The sequence below is a fragment of the Diaphorobacter sp. J5-51 genome (assembly GCF_001023515.1).
GTDB classification, from domain to species: domain Bacteria; phylum Pseudomonadota; class Gammaproteobacteria; order Burkholderiales; family Burkholderiaceae_C; genus Diaphorobacter; species Diaphorobacter nitroreducens.
The window spans coordinates 35,780-52,146 of the sequence record NZ_JSYI01000116.1 but is presented as its reverse complement, the minus strand read 5'-3'; the positions used below and the strand labels follow the sequence as shown (position 1 = coordinate 52,146).

At 64.7% G+C, this 16,367-nt stretch carries 16 protein-coding genes and 1 tRNA gene; 2 read left to right on the top strand and 15 right to left on the bottom strand.

All coding sequences use genetic code 11. The features are described 5' to 3' along the window. Positions 1 to 2,316: ribonuclease R (rnr, locus tag OX89_RS14490; RefSeq protein WP_234305582.1), on the bottom strand; the 2,316-nt coding region annotated here is incomplete at its 3' end. 19 nt (positions 2,317 to 2,335) lie between these two features. On the opposite strand from rnr, the gene OX89_RS14485 reads away from it, so the two are divergent. Together OX89_RS14485 and OX89_RS14480 are read left to right on the top strand one after the other, a co-directional pair. Then, positions 2,336 to 2,420, top strand: a tRNA-Leu gene (locus tag OX89_RS14485). Between the two features lie 116 nt (positions 2,421 to 2,536). Then, the gene (locus OX89_RS14480; RefSeq protein ID WP_011805764.1) at positions 2,537 to 2,911 is read left to right on the top strand and encodes a hypothetical protein; all 375 of its coding nucleotides are present in this window, start codon (positions 2,537 to 2,539) and stop codon (positions 2,909 to 2,911) included. 57 nt (positions 2,912 to 2,968) lie between these two features. On the opposite strand, the gene OX89_RS14475 is transcribed toward OX89_RS14480, so the two are convergent. From OX89_RS14475 to pyrH, 14 genes are all read right to left on the bottom strand, one after another. Then, the gene (locus OX89_RS14475; RefSeq protein ID WP_047351157.1) at positions 2,969 to 3,751 is read right to left on the bottom strand and encodes an RNA methyltransferase; all 783 of its coding nucleotides are present in this window, start codon (positions 3,749 to 3,751) and stop codon (positions 2,969 to 2,971) included. Positions 3,752 to 3,781: 30 nt separating this feature from the next. Continuing rightward, a complete protein-coding gene (gene rnhB, locus OX89_RS14470) occupies positions 3,782 to 4,411 on the bottom strand; it encodes a ribonuclease HII (RefSeq protein WP_011805766.1) in 630 nt (209 codons plus the stop codon). Continuing rightward, on the bottom strand, positions 4,386 to 5,543 hold the full coding sequence (gene lpxB / locus OX89_RS14465) for a lipid-A-disaccharide synthase (RefSeq protein WP_047351156.1): 1,158 nt from the start codon (positions 5,541 to 5,543) through the stop codon (positions 4,386 to 4,388). Before lpxB ends, rnhB begins: the two co-directional genes overlap by 26 nt. A gap of 15 nt (positions 5,544 to 5,558) precedes the next feature. After that, the gene (gene lpxA, locus OX89_RS14460) at positions 5,559 to 6,350 is read right to left on the bottom strand and encodes an acyl-ACP--UDP-N-acetylglucosamine O-acyltransferase (RefSeq protein ID WP_011805768.1); all 792 of its coding nucleotides are present in this window, start codon (positions 6,348 to 6,350) and stop codon (positions 5,559 to 5,561) included. A 17-nt stretch (positions 6,351 to 6,367) separates the two neighbouring features. After that, positions 6,368 to 6,808: a 3-hydroxyacyl-ACP dehydratase FabZ gene (fabZ, locus tag OX89_RS14455; RefSeq protein WP_011805769.1), complete on the bottom strand. Its 441-nt coding sequence runs from the start codon at positions 6,806 to 6,808 to the stop codon at positions 6,368 to 6,370. A 15-nt stretch (positions 6,809 to 6,823) separates the two neighbouring features. After that, complete coding sequence (lpxD, locus tag OX89_RS14450; RefSeq protein WP_047351155.1) at positions 6,824 to 7,804, bottom strand: UDP-3-O-(3-hydroxymyristoyl)glucosamine N-acyltransferase; 981 nt, start codon at positions 7,802 to 7,804, stop codon at positions 6,824 to 6,826. Between the two features lie 24 nt (positions 7,805 to 7,828). Next, entirely contained in the window at positions 7,829 to 8,350 is a 522-nt protein-coding gene (locus OX89_RS14445) for an OmpH family outer membrane protein (protein ID WP_047351154.1), read from the bottom strand. Next, on the bottom strand, positions 8,350 to 10,647 hold the full coding sequence (gene bamA / locus OX89_RS14440) for an outer membrane protein assembly factor BamA (RefSeq protein ID WP_047351153.1): 2,298 nt from the start codon (positions 10,645 to 10,647) through the stop codon (positions 8,350 to 8,352). Before bamA ends, OX89_RS14445 begins: the two co-directional genes overlap by 1 nt. Positions 10,648 to 10,692: 45 nt before the next feature. Beyond that, positions 10,693 to 12,057, bottom strand: a complete 1,365-nt coding sequence (rseP, locus tag OX89_RS14435) for an RIP metalloprotease RseP (RefSeq protein WP_015912868.1) — start codon at positions 12,055 to 12,057, stop codon at positions 10,693 to 10,695. 119 nt (positions 12,058 to 12,176) lie between these two features. Continuing rightward, positions 12,177 to 13,349, bottom strand: coding sequence for a 1-deoxy-D-xylulose-5-phosphate reductoisomerase (gene ispC / locus OX89_RS14430; RefSeq protein ID WP_047351152.1), 1,173 nt, complete (start codon positions 13,347 to 13,349; stop codon positions 12,177 to 12,179). Then, entirely contained in the window at positions 13,346 to 14,200 is an 855-nt protein-coding gene (locus tag OX89_RS14425; protein ID WP_047351151.1) for a phosphatidate cytidylyltransferase, read from the bottom strand. Before OX89_RS14425 ends, ispC begins: the two co-directional genes overlap by 4 nt. Positions 14,201 to 14,233: 33 nt before the next feature. Next, positions 14,234 to 14,968, bottom strand: coding sequence for a polyprenyl diphosphate synthase (gene uppS / locus OX89_RS14420; protein ID WP_015912865.1), 735 nt, complete (start codon positions 14,966 to 14,968; stop codon positions 14,234 to 14,236). A 28-nt stretch (positions 14,969 to 14,996) separates the two neighbouring features. Then, positions 14,997 to 15,557 (bottom strand): ribosome recycling factor, encoded by a 561-nt coding sequence (gene frr / locus OX89_RS14415; protein WP_047351150.1) that lies wholly within the window; start codon positions 15,555 to 15,557, stop codon positions 14,997 to 14,999. Between the two features lie 57 nt (positions 15,558 to 15,614). Beyond that, on the bottom strand, positions 15,615 to 16,337 hold the full coding sequence (pyrH, locus tag OX89_RS14410; RefSeq protein ID WP_047351149.1) for a UMP kinase: 723 nt from the start codon (positions 16,335 to 16,337) through the stop codon (positions 15,615 to 15,617). Positions 16,338 to 16,367: the final 30 nt, after the last annotated feature.

Genomic DNA, 16,367 nt, shown 5'->3' with positions numbered 1-16,367 from the left:
AGCGGCCAACGCGGGCGTCGGCGGGGGATTTTTCAACGGCCTGTTAGAAGGGTTCTTGCCACCTGCCGCTTTTTTGCCGGCCAAGGCCTGCTTATGCGGGCGCCGCCGGCTCCCCTCCTCTCTGCTTTCCCGGGCCGCGGGCACCGAGGCGGATCGACCATCCATGGCCGCTGCCGAGGAACCGCGTTTCGCGCCATCCCTGGACTTAGGGCCTTTGGTGGAGAAACCGTCGCCGGCTTCGTGCACCAGCCGGAAGTCGATCTTGCGGCCATCGAGGTCGACGCGGCTGACCTGAACACGCACGCGTGCACCAATCGCATAGCGGATACCCGTGCGCTCCCCCCGCAATTCTTGCCGCGCCTCATCGAACTTGAAGTACTCCCCACCCAGTTCCGTGATGTGCACCAACCCTTCCACATAGAGGGCATCAAGCGTCACGAAGATGCCGAAGCTCGTCACCGTGCTGACGACACCGCCGTACTCTTCACCCAGATGCTCACGCATGTACTGGCACTTGAGCCAGGCTTCCACGTCGCGACTGGCCTCGTCCGCACGGCGTTCGTTCGCACTGCAGTGCAGTCCCGCGGCCTCCCACGCCTGCGTCTCCCGGACGCTGATAACGCCACCCGTCTTGGAAGGGCGTGCAGAGGATTCACCCCCCTTGGAAGCCAGACGCTTGGCCAGCTTGAACTGAGCCTCCCCCGGCGTCGGCAGCGCGGGCAGCACATATTTGGTGCCGCTCAAGATGGACTTGATCACGCGATGCACCAGCAGATCCGGGTAGCGGCGAATAGGACTGGTGAAGTGTGTATAGGCTTCGAATGCCAAACCGAAGTGACCGCTGTTGACAGGCGTGTAGATCGCCTGCTGCATCGAACGCAGCAGCATGGTGTGGATCTGCTGCGCATCCACCCGGTCCTTGGTGGCCTCGGCAATCGCCTGGAATTCTGCCGGCCGCGGGTCGTCCCCGATCGACATGCCAACACCCATGGCTTTGAGATATGCACGCAGGATCTCTTGCTTCTCCGGCGCAGGCCCCTCATGAACGCGATACAGCCCCGCCCGGCCGGCATGACCGATGAAATCGGCGCTGCAGACGTTGGCGGCGAGCATCGCCTCCTCAATCAGGCGGTGCGCCTCGGTGCGTACACGCGGGACGATTTTCTCGATACGGCCATTGTCATCACAGACGATTTGCGTCTCGGTCGTCTCGAAGTCCACGGCGCCGCGCGCCTGCCGCGCCGCTAGCAATGCGCGGTAGACCTCGTAGAGGTTGAGCAGGTTGCCCACGCGCTCTTGATGCTTCAGCGCTTCCGGGCCGCGCGTATTGGCCAACACCGCAGCCACCTCGGTATAGGTAAGCCGCGCGTGGCTGAGCATGACCGCAGGATAGAACTGATAGGCGTGAATTTCACCTTTGGCGGTAACCATCATGTCGCACACCATGCACAGGCGCTCGACATGGGGGTTCAGCGAGCACAGCCCGTTGGAGAGCTTCTCCGGCAGCATGGGGATAACGCGCCGCGGGAAATAAACGCTGGTCGCGCGGTCGTAGGCGTCAATATCGATGGCATTGCCCGTCTCCACATAGTGGCTCACGTCCGCGATGGCCACGAGCAGGCGCCACCCCTTGGCGCGCCCGATCTTGGCGGGCTCGCAATACACCGCGTCGTCGAAGTCGCGCGCGTCTTCACCATCGATGGTGACCAGGGGGACATCTGTCAGATCAACGCGTCGACGCTTGTCCTGAGCGCGCACCTTGTCCGGCAGCGCCTTCGCCTGGTCAAGGCACGCTTCGGAGAATTCGTGCGGAACCCCGTATTTGCGCACGGCAATTTCCACCTCCATCCCGGGGTCGTCTACCTCCCCCAGCACTTCGACCACCCGCCCCACGGGTTGCCCAAACAAAGCCGGCGGCTCGGTCAGTTCCACCACCACGACCTGTCCCGTCGCAGCAGCCCCCGTAGCACCCTTGGGAATCAGCACGTCCTGGCCGTACCGTTTGTCCTCAGGGGCGACCAGCCAGACACCGCTCTCCTGAAGAAGGCGCCCGATGATGGGTTGGGGCGGGCGCTCCAGAATCTCGACCACGCGGCCTTCAGGCCGGCCGCGCCGGTCCTGGCGCGCGATGCGCACGCGCACCCGGTCCTTGTGCAATACCGCCCGCATCTCATTGGCAGGAAGGTAAATGTCAGGCTGGCCGTCATCGCGCAGGACGAAGCCATGCCCGTCGCGGTGTCCCTGGACGGTGCCTTCGATCTCGTCCAGTGAAACTTTGGCGACGGATGATTCAGAGTGATTTTTTTTGCTATACAATCTATGACTTTCCTGAAATGCCCAGGTGGCGGAATTGGTAGACGCACTAGTTTCAGGTACTAGCGAGTAACATCGTGGAGGTTCGAGTCCTCTCCTGGGCACCAAAGACAAGCAAAAGCCGCTGATTTTTCAGCGGCTTTTTTGTTTGTAACGCCCCTGCAGGCCCGAGATTCACTGCTGGCGCAGCGAGCCACACAATAAACATTACCGGAGGAGAATCATGAAGCGACCCACTTTCGCCCTGCTGGGACTGATGCTCACACTGAGCGCTCCACATGCCCTGGCCCAAGATGCCGTGATCGGCCGGTATGGCCATCATGTGTATGTGATGGTGCCGACCGACAAGGCAGGCAACCGCGCCTATGTGCAGCGCGCCGCGGCCAATGCCTGCGAAGGCAAGAGCCTGTGCCATGCCTCCGTGTGGGCCGAGAGCCTGGACCGCCCCGAAGGCGCGCCGCCCCATCCGCGCTACGAAGAGAACAAGCTGGCGGCATTCCAACGCAACCGCAACGCCGGCGTGGAAGCAAGCCACTCGATCAATTGCCGGCTGTTCGCGCGCGACATCAATGTGCCCTGTCTCGCGGGCACTGAGTAGGCTTTCCCACCGATTCGCCCTACCGCCGGCGGACGCGCGGCCAGGGCCGTGAACGCCTCAGCCAGCCGAGTCGCGCGCCGCAGCGCTGGCATGGAGGCAGATGGCCGCGGCGGCCCCCACGTTGAGCGACTCCTCGCCCCCAGGCTGCGCAATGCGGATGTGGCGCCGCGCACGCTGCTGCAGGGCGGGCGAGACGCCCTGCCCTTCGTGGCCCATGATCCAGCCACACGGCCAGGGCAAGGCTGCGCGATGGAGGAAGTCGCCCTCGTGCGAGCTGGTTGCCAGCAACGGGACCTCCAGCCGGTCGATGTCTGCGGGCGCCAACCCCTCGACCAGCCGCAAGGCGAAATGGGCGCCCATGCCCGCGCGCAGCACCTTGCCACTCCAGAGCGCAGCTGTGCCTTTCAGCGCCGCCACTTGAGTGAACCCGAATGCCGATGCGCTGCGCAGGATGGAGCCCACGTTACCCGCATCCTGCAGGCGGTCGAGCACGACAGTCGGCATCCTGCCGTCCAACCCCTCCGCTTCAGGCAGCGGCAACACAAACCCCATGGGCGCCGGAGATTCCAGAGCGCTGATGTCACTCCAGAGCACATCAGCGATCACTACATTTTTTATAGCTGCTCGCGCATATTCAGCAGGCGCTTGGGGCCAAAATGACTCCGAGAACACCGCTATCGCTGGCTTTTGTCCACGCGCCAGCGCGGCGCTGCACAGATGATCTCCCTCCAGCCACACACGGCCCTGCTTGCGGTATGCGGAACTGTCCTGCGACAGGCGGCGCAACTCCTTGAGCAGTGCGTTGTCGCGCGATTGGATGAAAGCAGGCGTGGCGTGCATAGGAAACGCAAAGGGGGATAGCGATCTGACTCAGGCAGCGACGGGCGCCTGCAAGGCGCGCGCCACCGGCGCGAACGAGCGCCGGTGCTGGGGACAGGCCCCATGCACTTCCAGCGCGGCCAGGTGCTCTGCCGTGCCGTAGCCCTTATGGCCGGCAAAGCCATACACCGGGTATTGCTGGTGCAATTGCGCGCACCAGCGGTCGCGCGTGACCTTTGCAAGGATGGAGGCGGCTGAGATCGACGCGACCAGCGCATCGCCCTTGACGATGGCCTCCGCCGGAACGTCCAGCGGCGGCAAGCGATTGCCATCCACCAACACCCGCACCGGCTTCAGCCGCAGCCCCAGCACCGCACGGCGCATGGCCAGCATCGTGGCTTGCAGGATGTTGTGTTGATCGATCTCCTCCACCGATGCTTCCGCAATGCTGCAGCACAGCGCCTTGGCGCGGATCTCGTCGTAGAGCTTCTCGCGCCGTGCGGCCGTAAGCACCTTGGAGTCGGCCAGGCCGGCGATGGGCTGCAGGTCGTCCAGGATCACCGCAGCCGCCACCACGGGGCCGGCCAACGGCCCACGCCCGGCCTCATCCACGCCGGCGACGAGGCCGGGCGGATGCCAGTCCAGGGCGGCCTGTTCAAGCAAGGAGGTTCTGGATCGCATGGGCAGCCAGTCGCGGGGTATCGCGCTGCAGATCGTCGTGCAATGCCGTGAAGCGCTGTTCCAGCCGTTGGATACGGGCCGGATCCTGCAACCGCGCGTCCAGCCAGTCCTGGACCGCGGTGGCCAGTGCGTCGGGCGTGGCGGCGTCCTGCAACAGCTCGGGCACCACGAACTCCCTGCACAGGATGTTGGGCAAGCCCACCCAGGGCTGCAACTGCTTGCGGCGCATGAGGCGCCAACTGATCGGATGCATGTGGTAGGAGATGACCATCGGCCGCTTGAACAGCGCGGCCTCCAGCGTGGCGGTGCCACTGGCAATCAGCGTCACGTCGCAGGCCGCGAGCACCGAGTGCGATTGGCCCGTGACGATGGTCAGCGCATCCAGCACCCCGCATTCGCGCGCGATCTGCTCGATACGAGCCCTCAGGGCCGGCACAGCGGGCACTACTATTTTTATAGCTGATCGCGCTTTTTTGATAAGCGCTGCAGCCTGAAAGAACGGCTTGGCAATGTAGGCCACCTCTGCCGAGCGACTGCCCGGCAGGATGGCCAGCACTTCATCGTGTACCGCCAGGCCCAGCTGTGCGCGCGCAGCCGCCTTGTCGGGCACCCGGGGGATGACACTGGCCAATGGGTGGCCGACATAGGTGGCGGAGATGCCCTGGCGCGCGAGCAGTTCCGGTTCAAACGGAAAGATGCACAGGACATGGTCCGCGCTGGCACGAAGCTTCTCGACCCGTTCGGCGCGCCACGCCCAGATCGAAGGGCAGACGAAGTGCACCGTCTTTATACCCGCGGCACGCAGATCCGCCTCCAATCCCAGGTTGAAATCGGGCGCATCCACGCCGATGAAGACGTCGGGCTTGTCCGCCAGCAATCTGGCACGCAGCTGCCAGCGGATCCGCAGGATGCCCAGCAGGCGCCGCACCAGCTCGACGCTGTAGCCGTGCACGGCCAGCCGTTCGCTGGGCCACCAGGCCTGAAAGCCCCGTTCCTGCATGCGCGGCCCGCCGATGCCCATACTGGCCACGGCGGGCCACCGCGCACGCAGGCCGTCCAGTAGCAGGCCGGCCAGCAGGTCGCCGGAGGTTTCGCCGGCCACCATTGCGACGCGGGGAGACTCAGCCACCATGGCGCCAGTGGCGTCTCAGCGCGCGATACCGCGCTGCGACGCGATCACGAAATCACGCAGCAGGGCGATATCGCCTTCCGCCTCGGGATGCGAATGCGGCACGTCGGCCATGGCCGACAGCGCGGCCTCCAGCGTGAGGCCCTGGCGGTACAGCAGGCGGTAGGCCTGCTTGATGCCCGCCATGCGCTGCGCGGAAAAACCCCTCCGGCGCAGCCCTTCCAGGTTCAGCCCGCGCACGGCCAGCGGATTGCCGTCCACCATCATGAAGGGCGGAACATCTTGCGAGATGCGGCTGGCAAAGCCCGCCATGACGTGGGCGCCGATGCGTGAAAACTGGTGCACGCCGGTCAAGCCCCCGATGATGGCCTGGTCACCCACCTGCACATGTCCGGCCAGCGTGGCGTTGTTGGCCAGGATGGTCTGGTTGCCCACCACGCAGTCGTGCGCGATGTGCACATAGGCCATGATCCAGTTGTCGTCCCCGATGGTGGTGACGCCCCGGTCCTGCACGGTGCCGACGTTGAAGGTGCAGAACTCGCGGATCGTGTTGCGGTGGCCGATCTCCAAACGCGTGGGCTCGCCCGCGTATTTTTTGTCCTGCGGAGCTGCTCCCAGCGAACTGAACTGGAAGATGCGGTTGTCTTCGCCAATGCGCGTATGGCCCTCGATCACGCAGTGCGCGCCAATCGACGTGCGCGCGCCGATTTGCACATGGGGGCCGATAACCGCATACGGCCCCACCGTAACAGTAGGGTCCAACTGCGCGGCCGCATCAACGAGGGCCGTGGAATGTATGTTGGGCGCCAAGCGAAATCCTCGGCCTGTCAGGCCACCGTGCGCATGGTGCACATGATCTCGGCCTCGCACGCGACGCTGTCGCCCACGCGCGCGACGCCCTTGAACTTGTAGATGCCGCCCTTGATGCGGTCCAGTTCTACGTCGAGGATGAGCTGATCGCCTGGCTCCACGGGGCGCTTGAAGCGCGCACCATCGATACCGACGAAGTAAAAGACCTTGTCGTCGCCCGGCGCCTCACCCATCATGTCGAACGACAGCAAGCCCGCCGCCTGCGCGAGTGCTTCGAGAATCAACACCCCCGGCATCACCGGGCGTGCGGGGAAGTGCCCCGTGAAAAACGGCTCGTTGATGGTCACGTTCTTGATGGCCAGGATGCGCTTGCCGCGTTCGAGCTCATTCACCCGATCCACCAGCAGGAACGGATAGCGGTGGGGCAGGAGTTTGAGAATTTGGTGGATATCCATCATTTTTCTGTGAGCGGCCTAGCCGTCTTTTCGTGTTTGTTCGAGAGCCTTGATGCGTTCACGCAGCCGGTACAGCTGCCGCAGCGTGGCCGCGTTCTTTTCCCACTTCGCATTGTCGTCCATGGGAAACACCCCGGTGTACTGCCCCGGTTGCGTGATCGAGTGCGTCACCACCGTGTTGGTGGAGATGTGCACATTGTCCGCCAACTGCAGGTGCCCCACGATGGACGCGGCCCCTGCAATCGTGCAGTGCGCGCCGATGCGGGTGCTGCCCGCCACCGCGGAACAGCCCGCCATGGCGGTGTGGCGGCCGATGTGCACGTTGTGCGCGATCTGGATCAGGTTGTCGAGCTTGACGCCGTCTTCGATGACCGTGTCGTCGAGCGCTCCGCGGTCGATGCAGGTGTTCGCACCGATCTCCACATCGTTGCCGATGCGCACCGCGCCCAGCTGCTCGATCTTGATCCATTCGCCGCGCTGCTGCGCAAAGCCGAAGCCGTCGGCCCCGATGACCACGCCAGGGTGCAGGATGCAGCGCTCGCCAACCGTGCAACGCTCGCCGACCGTCACCCGCGACTTGAGCACCGTGTGCGCTCCAATCACTGCGCCGCGCTCGACCACGCACAGGGGACCGATGGAGGCCGTCGGGGCCACCTGGGCTTGAGGATCAACCACGGCGCTGGGGTGAATGCCCGCAGGCGCACCTTGGCCATGCGCGCGCACCCACAGCTGCGTCACGTGTGCAAAGTACGTGTAGGGCTGCTCCACAACGATGCAAGCGCCGCGCTCCAAGGCTGCATTGCGCATCGCGGGGGCCACAATGACACAGGCCGCCTGGGAGGCGGCCAGTTGTGACTGGTAGCGCGGATTGCTCAGGAAGGACAGGTCACCCGGGCCGGAGGATTCCAGCGGGGCGATGCGGAGGATTTCGGTATCCCTGTCCCCTCCTTCCAGGCTGCCCCCAAGTGCATCGACGATCTGCCCGAGTCGCAAGCTCACGCGCTACTGCCTCGTGCCGGTGCTTTACTTGCCGCCGTTGGCAGCGTTCATCGCCTTGATCACCTTGTCGGTGATGTCGTGCTTGGGATTGATGTAGACGGCCTCCTGCAGGATCACGTCGTACTTCTCCTGCTCGGCCACCTGCTTGACGACGCGGTTCGCGCGCTCGAGCACCTGGCCCAGTTCCTCGTTCTTGCGCGCGCCCAGGTCCTCCTGGAATTCGCGGCGCTTGCGCTGAAATTCGCGGTCCTGGTCCACCAACTGGCGTTGCCGTGCGGTGCGCTGGCTCTCGGCCATCGTGGGCGCCTCACGCTCGAACTTCTCGGTGGCGGACTTGAGCGAATTGCCCATGTCCACCAGTTCTTTCTCCCGGCGGGAGAACTCCTGCTCCAGCTTGGCCTGCGCCGCCTTGGCGGTGTTGGCTTCGCGGAAGATGCGGTCGGTATTCACAAAGCCGGCCTTGAACTCCTGTGCCTGTGCAGGCACGGCGGCAGCCAGGGAGCCCAACAGGACGACCAGGGGAATGTGGCGGGAAAGGGATTTCATTAGAAAGACGTTCCGATCTGGAATTGCAGTTTCTGGATTTTATCGCCGGCGAACTTGCGCACCGGTTGCGCGATGGCGATACGTAGCGGGCCCAGCGGGGAAATCCAGCTCAGGCCCAGACCAGCCGAGACGCGCATGTCGCCCAGCTCCCAGCTCTCATCCTCGCCGTACACGTTGCCCGCGTCCACGAAAGTGAACCAGCGCAGCGTGCGGTCGTTGCCGGCGCCGGGGAACGGCGCGATGAGTTCGGCATTCAGCGTGATCTTCTTGGGGCCGCCCAGCGACGCACCGGTCACGTCCCGCGGACCCAGTGTACCCTGGTCGAAGCCGCGCACCGAGCCCAGGCCGCCGGAGTAGAAATTCTTGAACACCGGGAAGGGACGGCCATTCATGCCCTTGCCTAAGCCCAACTCGCCGTTGAAGGCGATGGTGAACTGCTTGTTCAAGGGAATGTACTGCTGGTATTGGTAGTTGGCTCGCACATAGCGCGCATCGCCGGCTACGGACCATTCGGAGTTCAGGCGCTGGTACCGCCCGGAGTTCGGTGCCAACGCACTGTCACGGTCATCGCGCGACCAGCCAATGGTGAGCGGCACGGATAGGCTGTTTTCACCAAACTGCTGCGCATAGGCGAGGTAGGCGGCGGGGATATTGGTACCGGCCTTGATGCGCGTCTGCTCCACTCCCCCCCCGAAGAACACGGTGTCGGTCTCGCTGAAGGGTACGCCCAAGCGCACACTGGTGCCCGCGGTGACCAACTCATAGTTGCCGCCCTGGTCTTCATAGGGCTTGGCCGTGCGGTAGTACACGTCGAAGGTACGGGAGATGCCATCCTGCGTGAAGTATGGATCGGTGGTGGAGAACACCAGCGTGCGACGGTATTTGCTGGTGTTGACGTCCACGCCAAGGTAGTTGCCCGAACCGAAGACGTTCTCTTGCTTGATGGCAAACGACACCGATACCTTCTCGGCGCTGGAAAAGCCCGCCCCCAGTTGCAGCGATCCCGTAGGCTTCTCGGCCACGTTCACCACCAGGTCCACCTGGTCGGGCGCGCCCGGCACCTCCTGGGTTTCCACATTCACCTCAGTGAAATAGCCCAGGCGGTCCACGCGGTCGCGCGACAGCTTGATCTTGTCGCCGTCGTACCAGGAGGCTTCAAACTGGCGGAATTCGCGGCGGATGACTTCGTCGCGGGTGCGGTTGTTGCCGCTCACGTTGATCCGGCGCACATAGGCGCGGCGCGAGGGCTCTGCACGCAGCACCAGGGCCACGCGGTTGTTCTCGCGGTCGATCTCGGGCACAGCCTCCACACGCGCGAAGGCGAAGCCGAAGTTCCCGAAGTGGTCAGTGAAAGCCTTGGTGGTTTCGGCCACCTTGTCGGCGTTGTAGGGCTCGCCAGGGCGGATGGTGATGAGCGACTTGAACTCGTCATCGCGGTCCAGGTAGTTGCCTTCCAACTTCACTCCTGAAACCACATAGCTCTGGCCTTCGTTCACGTTGACGGTGATCGAGATGTCCTGCTTTTCGGGCGAGATTGCCACCTGCGTGGACTCGATGCGGAACTCCAGGAAGCCGCGCGCCAGATAGTACGAGCGCAGCGTCTCCAGGTCTGCATTGAGCTTGGCGCGCGAATAGCGGTTGGATTTGGTGTACCAGCTCATCCAGCCGCCCGTGTCCTGGTCGAACAGCCCCTTGAGCGTGGATTCGCTGAAGGCCTTGTTGCCGACGATGCGGATTTCCTTGATCTTGGCGGGCTCGCCCTCGGTGACGGTGAAGGTGAGGTTGACGCGGTTGCGCTCAATCGGCGTGACGGTGGTCACCACCTCCGCGCCGTACAGGCTGCGGTTGATGTACTGGCGTTTGAGCTCCTGCTCGGCGCGGTCGGCCAGGGCCTTGTCAAAGGGGCGCCCCTCGGTCAAACCCACGTCGCGCATGGCCTTCTTGAGGGTGTCCTTGTCGAACTCCTTAGTGCCGGCGAAATCCACGTCGGCGATGGTCGGGCGCTCTTCCACCACCACCACCAGCACGTTGCCGGAAGCCTCCAGGCGCACGTCCTTGAACAGGCCAAGGGCAAACAGCGCGCGGATGGCTGCTGCACCCTTGTCGTCGTTGTACTCGTCACCCACGCGCAGCGGCAACGACGCGAAGATGGTGCCCGGCTCCACACGTTGCAGGCCTTCCACACGGATGTCCTGCACCTTGAACGGCGCCAGCGCCCATGCGGCTTGGGAGGCAAAAACCATGGCTGCGAGGGCGGATGCCGTACGCACGCCCAGGCGATTGATATGTTTTCTCATGGATGAAGCTGGAGCCGACAGTGCAGCGCAACGGCGGCGAAAAGGTTAGCCAAAAAGCCGGGTGAGGTCGTTGAACAGGGCGATGGACATCATGAGGAGAAGCACCGCGACGCCTGTGCGCTGCAGCCGCTCCATCCAGGCTTCGGACACGCCCCGTCCCGTCACCCCCTCCCAAAGATAATACATCAGGTGCCCACCATCCAATACGGGCAGCGGAAGCAGGTTCAGCACTCCCAGGCTCACGCTGATGAGTGCGAGGAAGCTGAGGTACTGGGTCAGCCCCATGCTGGCGGAACGGCCTGCGTAATCGGCGATGGTCAGCGGCCCGCTGAGGTTCTTGAGCGAAGCCTCACCGATCACCATGCGGCCCATCATGCGCAGCGTGAGGACCGACACCTCCCATGTGCGCACCGTGCCTTTCCAGAGCCCTTCCAAGGGGCCGTAATGCACGTTCACCATCTCGGGCGGCGCGCCCACATAGGCGCCGACGCGTCCCACGGCGCCGCCCGCCTCCTGCGCCACTTCGGGCGTGACTTCCAGGTCGCGCGGCTGACCGTCGCGCTCGATGCGCCAGACCTGCGTGAGCGGCTGGCCCGCCTGCACGGACGCGCGTATCAGCTCGCGCAGTTGCACGCCATCCACCACCGCCGCACTGCCCAGGCGCAGAACCACATCGCCAGCGCGCAGCCCCGCACGCGCAGCCGCGCCGCCTGGCACGACCTCGCCCAGCACGGGTCGCGTCCAGGGCGCGGTGATGCCGATGCGGCGATACAGCTGCACATCGGCCTCGCGCACGTCCAGCTGATCTATGCGCAACAGCACCTCGCGCGGCGTCGATCCGCGCTCAGGCTGCAGCAGCAGCCGCACGTTCTGCCCGTCCAGCGCGCCGCGCGTAAGCGTCCAACGCAGGTCTTCGAACGAGCGCACGGGCTCGAAATCGCCCTCGCCCAGCCCGGCGGACACCACCAGTTCGCCGCCGCGCAGGCCCGCCTGCTCGGCCACCGAGCCCGCTACAGGGCTGGCCAGGTAGGCCTTGGGCTCGTCCACGCCGCTCCAGTTGACGGCGGCATACAACAACACCGCCAGGAGCAGATTGGCCAGCGGCCCCGCGGCAACGATGGCGGCGCGCGAACGCAGGGGCTGGGTATTGAAGGCCAGGTGGCGTTCATGCGGCTCGACGGGCGCCTCGCGCTCGTCCAGCATGCGCACGTACCCTCCCAGCGGAAAGGCGCCGATGACGAATTCCGTGGGTGAGCCCTTGGGCTGCCAACGCAGCAAAGGCTTGCCAAAGCCGACCGAGAAGCGGAGGACCTTGACACCGCAGGCCACCGCCACGCGGTAATGGCCGTACTCGTGCACGGCGATCAGCACGCCCAACGCGACGATGAAGGCAACGACAGTCAACAGCATGCCTGGGGTTTCCTACAAAAATCAGAGCGCCTTGCGCTTATCCAGCAATGGTTTGAATATAAAACGCACCTGTAACCCTTGTGTGACAAGCGCAAAACGCTCACCTTTTAAGAGCATCCTCACAAGCGCACCATCAACTCCGCGGACCGCGCACGCGTGCGCGCATCCAGCGCCAGCAGTGCGTCCAGCGAGTCCGGGTTGGACGGTTCGACGGCTTCCAAAGTTGCAAGGTTGAGCGCATGGATCTGGTCGAAACGTATGCGCTGCTCCAGGAAAGCCGCCACTGCCACCTCGTTGGCTGCATTGAGCACGGCCGTGGTGCCGGGCGCCGCGCGCAACGCCTGCCAGGACAGGTGCAGGCCGGGAAAGCGCGTGGCATCCGCTTCTTCGAAGGTCAGCGCTGCCAGTTGCGTGAAATCCAGGGGTGCCGCGCCGCTTTCCACCCGCTCGGGCCAGGCCAGGCCACAGGCGATGGGCACGCGCATATCGGGCGTGCCCAACTGGGCAATGATGGACGCGTCCACAAACTGCACCATGGAGTGGATGATCTGCTGCGGGTGGATGACCACCTTGATCTGCTCGGGCGCCAGGTTGAACAGCCAGCGCGCCTCGATCACCTCCAGCGCCTTGTTCATCATCGTGGCCGAGTCGATGGAAATCTTGCGGCCCATCGAGAAGTTGGGATGCGCGCAGGCCTGCGCCGGCGTCACGTCGCGCAGCGTGGCCGGTTCGCGCGTGCGAAACGGCCCACCCGATGCGGTGAGCAGCACGTGGTCCACGCGCCGCGGCCAAGTGGCGGGGTCTTCGGGCAGGCTCTGGAAGATGGCGGAATGCTCGCTGTCGATGGGCAGCAGCGTGGCGCCGCCTTCGCGCACCGCGGCCATGAACACCTCGCCCCCGACGACCAGCGCCTCCTTGTTGGCCAGCAGCAGGCGCTTGCCCGCACGCGCGGCCGCCAGGCACGGCGCCAGTCCCGCCGCGCCCACGATGGCCGCCATGACCGCGTCCACCTCTTCGTGCGAGGCAATGGCTTGCAGCGCATCGGGTGTTTGCAGCACCTCGGTGGGCAAGCCGCTCTGCTGCAGTTTGTCTGCCAGCTGCCGCGCATGCGCACTGCTGGCCATCACCGCATAGCGCGGACGGAACTGCGCGCACTGCGCCAGCATCAGGTCCACCTGCGTGGCCGCGCTCAGCGCAAAGACTTCGTAACGATCGGGGTGGCGTGCCACCACGTCGAGGGTGCTGGTGCCGATGGATCCCGTAGAACCCAGCACCGTGAGACGTTGTTTCATGCGGATGCGAAATGAGAAAGCATCATGGCCAGGGGTAGCGTGGGCAGCAGCGCATCAATGCGGTCCAGTACGCCGCCGTGGCCGGGCAGCAGGCCGCTGCTGTCCTTGACACCGGCGCTGCGCTTGATGAGCGACTCCACCAGGTCGCCTACCACGCTCATGGCGGCCATGAACAATGCGCCAACGACCAGCAGCCATACGCCCTGGGCTGCCAGGCGTGAGTACAGGCTGGGCACGCTGGCCTGCCAGGCCCCATCGGCCGCGGTCCAGGCCGCGGCCAGCACCAGCACACCCAGCATGCCACCCCACACCCCTTCCCAGCTCTTGCCGGGGCTGATAGAGGGAGCCAGCTTGTTGTGCGTGAAGCGCAGGCCAAAAGCGCGGCCGGCAAAGTAGGCAAAGATATCGGCCGCCCACACCAGGGTCAGAACCGACAGAAGGAAATTGACCCCCACCACGCGCGCCTGGGCCACGGCGAGCCAGGCCATCCACAGCGCCAGCACGCCGCCGGCCACGCGCAGCCCGCGCGGCAGCTGCGGCCAGCCGGCCACGCCCACGCGCAGCAAGGCGGCCCCACCCAGCACCCAGGCAGCGCCGCCCACCAGCCACAGCCAGGGCAGCGGCTGGTGCAGCCAGCCCGCGGCCCACCCGAGGCCGCACAGCACTACACACACCGCCCCCAGGCCGATGCTGGCGCCGCCGCCGAGACCGTTGAGCCGACCCCATTCCCACGCCGCCGCAGCCATCATGACCAGCGTCACCACGGCAAAGGGCACGAACGAGGGATAGAACAATGCCGGCAGCAGAATGGCCAGCAGGACCAAAGCGGTGATGACACGTTGCTTGAGCATCCAGGCCCCTTCAGCGATGTGCGGTGGACGGAATCAGGCACGCAGCGAACCGGGCTGCTGCGCTTGTACCTGGTCGGAGGTTTGGCCAAAGCGGCGCTCACGCGCCGCGAAGTCCGCGATGGCTTCATCCAGTGCGGCCTCGTCGAAATCGGGCCACAGGCGGTCACTGAAATACAGTTCGGTATAGGCGGCCTGCCACAGCAGGAAGTTGCTGATGCGCCGCTCGCCACCGGTTCGGATCAGCAGATCCGGATCGGGCACATGGGCCATGCCCATGGCGGCATGCAGGCTGGCCTCGGTGATGGGCTCGCCCCGCGCTGCAAGCGCAGCTGCGGCCTGCGTGATGTCCCAGCGGCCGCCGTAGTTGAAGCAGACATTGAGCACCAGGCGCTGATTGCTTGCGGTGGCCGCCTCGGCACGCTGAAGCCCTTCGCGCACCTGCGCCGAAATGCCCGATTTTTCCCCCACGAAGTGCACCTGCACGCCATCCCGGGCCAGTTGCGGCACCTCACGTGTCAGCGCCTTGGCAAGCAGATCCATGAGACCGGACACCTCGTCCGCCGGACGGTTCCAGTTCTCGGAGGAAAACGCGAACACGGTAAGCACGCCCACGCCGCGTTGGACGCAAGCATGTACGCAGCGCCGCAGCGATTCCACGCCCTGCCGATGCCCCGCCAGGCGCGGCAGGAAGCGGCGCGTCGCCCAGCGGCCGTTGCCATCCATGACGATGGCAATGTGGTGGGGAATGGCTCCCTGCACGGTGGGCATGAATCCAGGATCTATCCGCAAAACTGGATCAGATCGCCATGATTTCCTGCTCCTTGGCCGCCACCAAGGCATCGATCTCTGCAATGTGCTTGTCGGTGGTTTTCTGCACATCGGCCTCGGCGCGCTTTTGGTCGTCCTCGGAGGCGAGCTTGTCCTTGACCAGCTTCTTGACGCCCTCATTGGCGTCGCGGCGCAGATTACGGATGGCTACCTTGGCGCCCTCGCCTTCGGTGCGCGCCAGCTTGGTCATCTCCTTGCGGCGCTCTTCGCTCATGGGCGGCATGGGCACACGGATCAAGTCGCCCATGGAGGCCGGGTTCAGGCCCAGTTCGCTCTCGCGGATGGCCTTCTCGATCTTGGCGCCCATGTTCTTTTCCCAGGGCTGCACACTGATGGTGCGCGCGTCCAGCAGCGCCACGTTGGCCACCTGCGACAGCGGCACCATGGAGCCGTAATACTCGACGTGGATGGTGTCGAGCAACTGCGGGTTGGCGCGGCCGGTGCGGATCTTGGCCAGGTTGTTCTTGAAGGCGGCGATGGACTGATCCATCTTGGCTTCGGTGTTCTTCTTGATGTCGGCTATCGTCATGTGAGGTTCCTCTGCAAGCAGGCAATCAGTGCGTGAATGCCGTACACGGCAAAGCTTTCAAGCGTACACCAATGTGCCTTCGTCCTCGCCCATCACCACGCGCTTGAGCGCACCCGGCTTGAGAATGGAGAACACGCGGATCGGCAGCTTCTGATCGCGGCACAGGGCAAACGCCGTCGCATCCAAGATGCCCAGGTTGCGCACCATGGCCTCGTCGAACGTGAGCTTGGCGTAACGCGTGGCGGTCGGGTCTTTCATGGGGTCGGCGGTATAGACACCATCCACCTTGGTCGCTTTGAGCACCAGCTCGGCGCCGATCTCGGCGCCGCGCAGTGCCGCCGCCGTGTCCGTCGTGAAGAACGGGTTGCCCGTTCCGGCGGCGAACACCACCACCTTGCCCTCTTCGAGGTATTGCAGTGCCTTGGGCCGCACGTAAGGCTCCACCACCTGCTCGATGCCGATGGCGGACATCACGCGCGCCGTCAGCCCTTGCTTGTTCATGGCGTCGGCCAGGGCCAGCGCATTCATGACGGTGGCCAGCATGCCCATGTAATCGGCCGTAGCGCGATCCATGCCCACGGATCCGCCCGCCACACCGCGGAAGATGTTGCCCCCACCAATCACCACGGCCACCTGGACGCCCAGAAGCGTGACCTCTGCGATCTCCTCGACCATGCGCACGATGGTGGCGCGATTGATACCAAATGCATCATCGCCCATGAGCGCCTCACCAGACAACTTGAGCAGGATGCGCTTGTGGGCTGGTGCGGCGGGGGTCATGGGCAATTCTCCGTAAGGCTGGGCAGGATG

Coding starts and splice junctions, on each gene's coding strand:
- rnhB (WP_011805766.1), bottom strand. CDS start 4,411: ATGCGATCCAGAACCTCCTTGCTTGAACAGGCCGCCCTGGACTGGCAT.
- OX89_RS14425 (WP_047351151.1), bottom strand. CDS start 14,200: ATGCTCAAGCAACGTGTCATCACCGCTTTGGTCCTGCTGGCCATTCTG.
- pyrH (WP_047351149.1), bottom strand. CDS start 16,337: ATGACCCCCGCCGCACCAGCCCACAAGCGCATCCTGCTCAAGTTGTCT.
- fabZ (WP_011805769.1), bottom strand. CDS start 6,808: ATGATGGATATCCACCAAATTCTCAAACTCCTGCCCCACCGCTATCCG.
- rseP (WP_015912868.1), bottom strand. CDS start 12,057: ATGCTGTTGACTGTCGTTGCCTTCATCGTCGCGTTGGGCGTGCTGATC.
- ispC (WP_047351152.1), bottom strand. CDS start 13,349: ATGAAACAACGTCTCACGGTGCTGGGTTCTACGGGATCCATCGGCACC.
- frr (WP_047351150.1), bottom strand. CDS start 15,557: ATGACGATAGCCGACATCAAGAAGAACACCGAAGCCAAGATGGATCAG.
- OX89_RS14480 (WP_011805764.1), top strand. CDS start 2,537: ATGAAGCGACCCACTTTCGCCCTGCTGGGACTGATGCTCACACTGAGC.
- OX89_RS14475 (WP_047351157.1), bottom strand. CDS start 3,751: ATGCACGCCACGCCTGCTTTCATCCAATCGCGCGACAACGCACTGCTC.
- uppS (WP_015912865.1), bottom strand. CDS start 14,968: ATGCCCACCGTGCAGGGAGCCATTCCCCACCACATTGCCATCGTCATG.
- lpxB (WP_047351156.1), bottom strand. CDS start 5,543: ATGGTGGCTGAGTCTCCCCGCGTCGCAATGGTGGCCGGCGAAACCTCC.
- bamA (WP_047351153.1), bottom strand. CDS start 10,647: ATGAGAAAACATATCAATCGCCTGGGCGTGCGTACGGCATCCGCCCTC.
- OX89_RS14445 (WP_047351154.1), bottom strand. CDS start 8,350: ATGAAATCCCTTTCCCGCCACATTCCCCTGGTCGTCCTGTTGGGCTCC.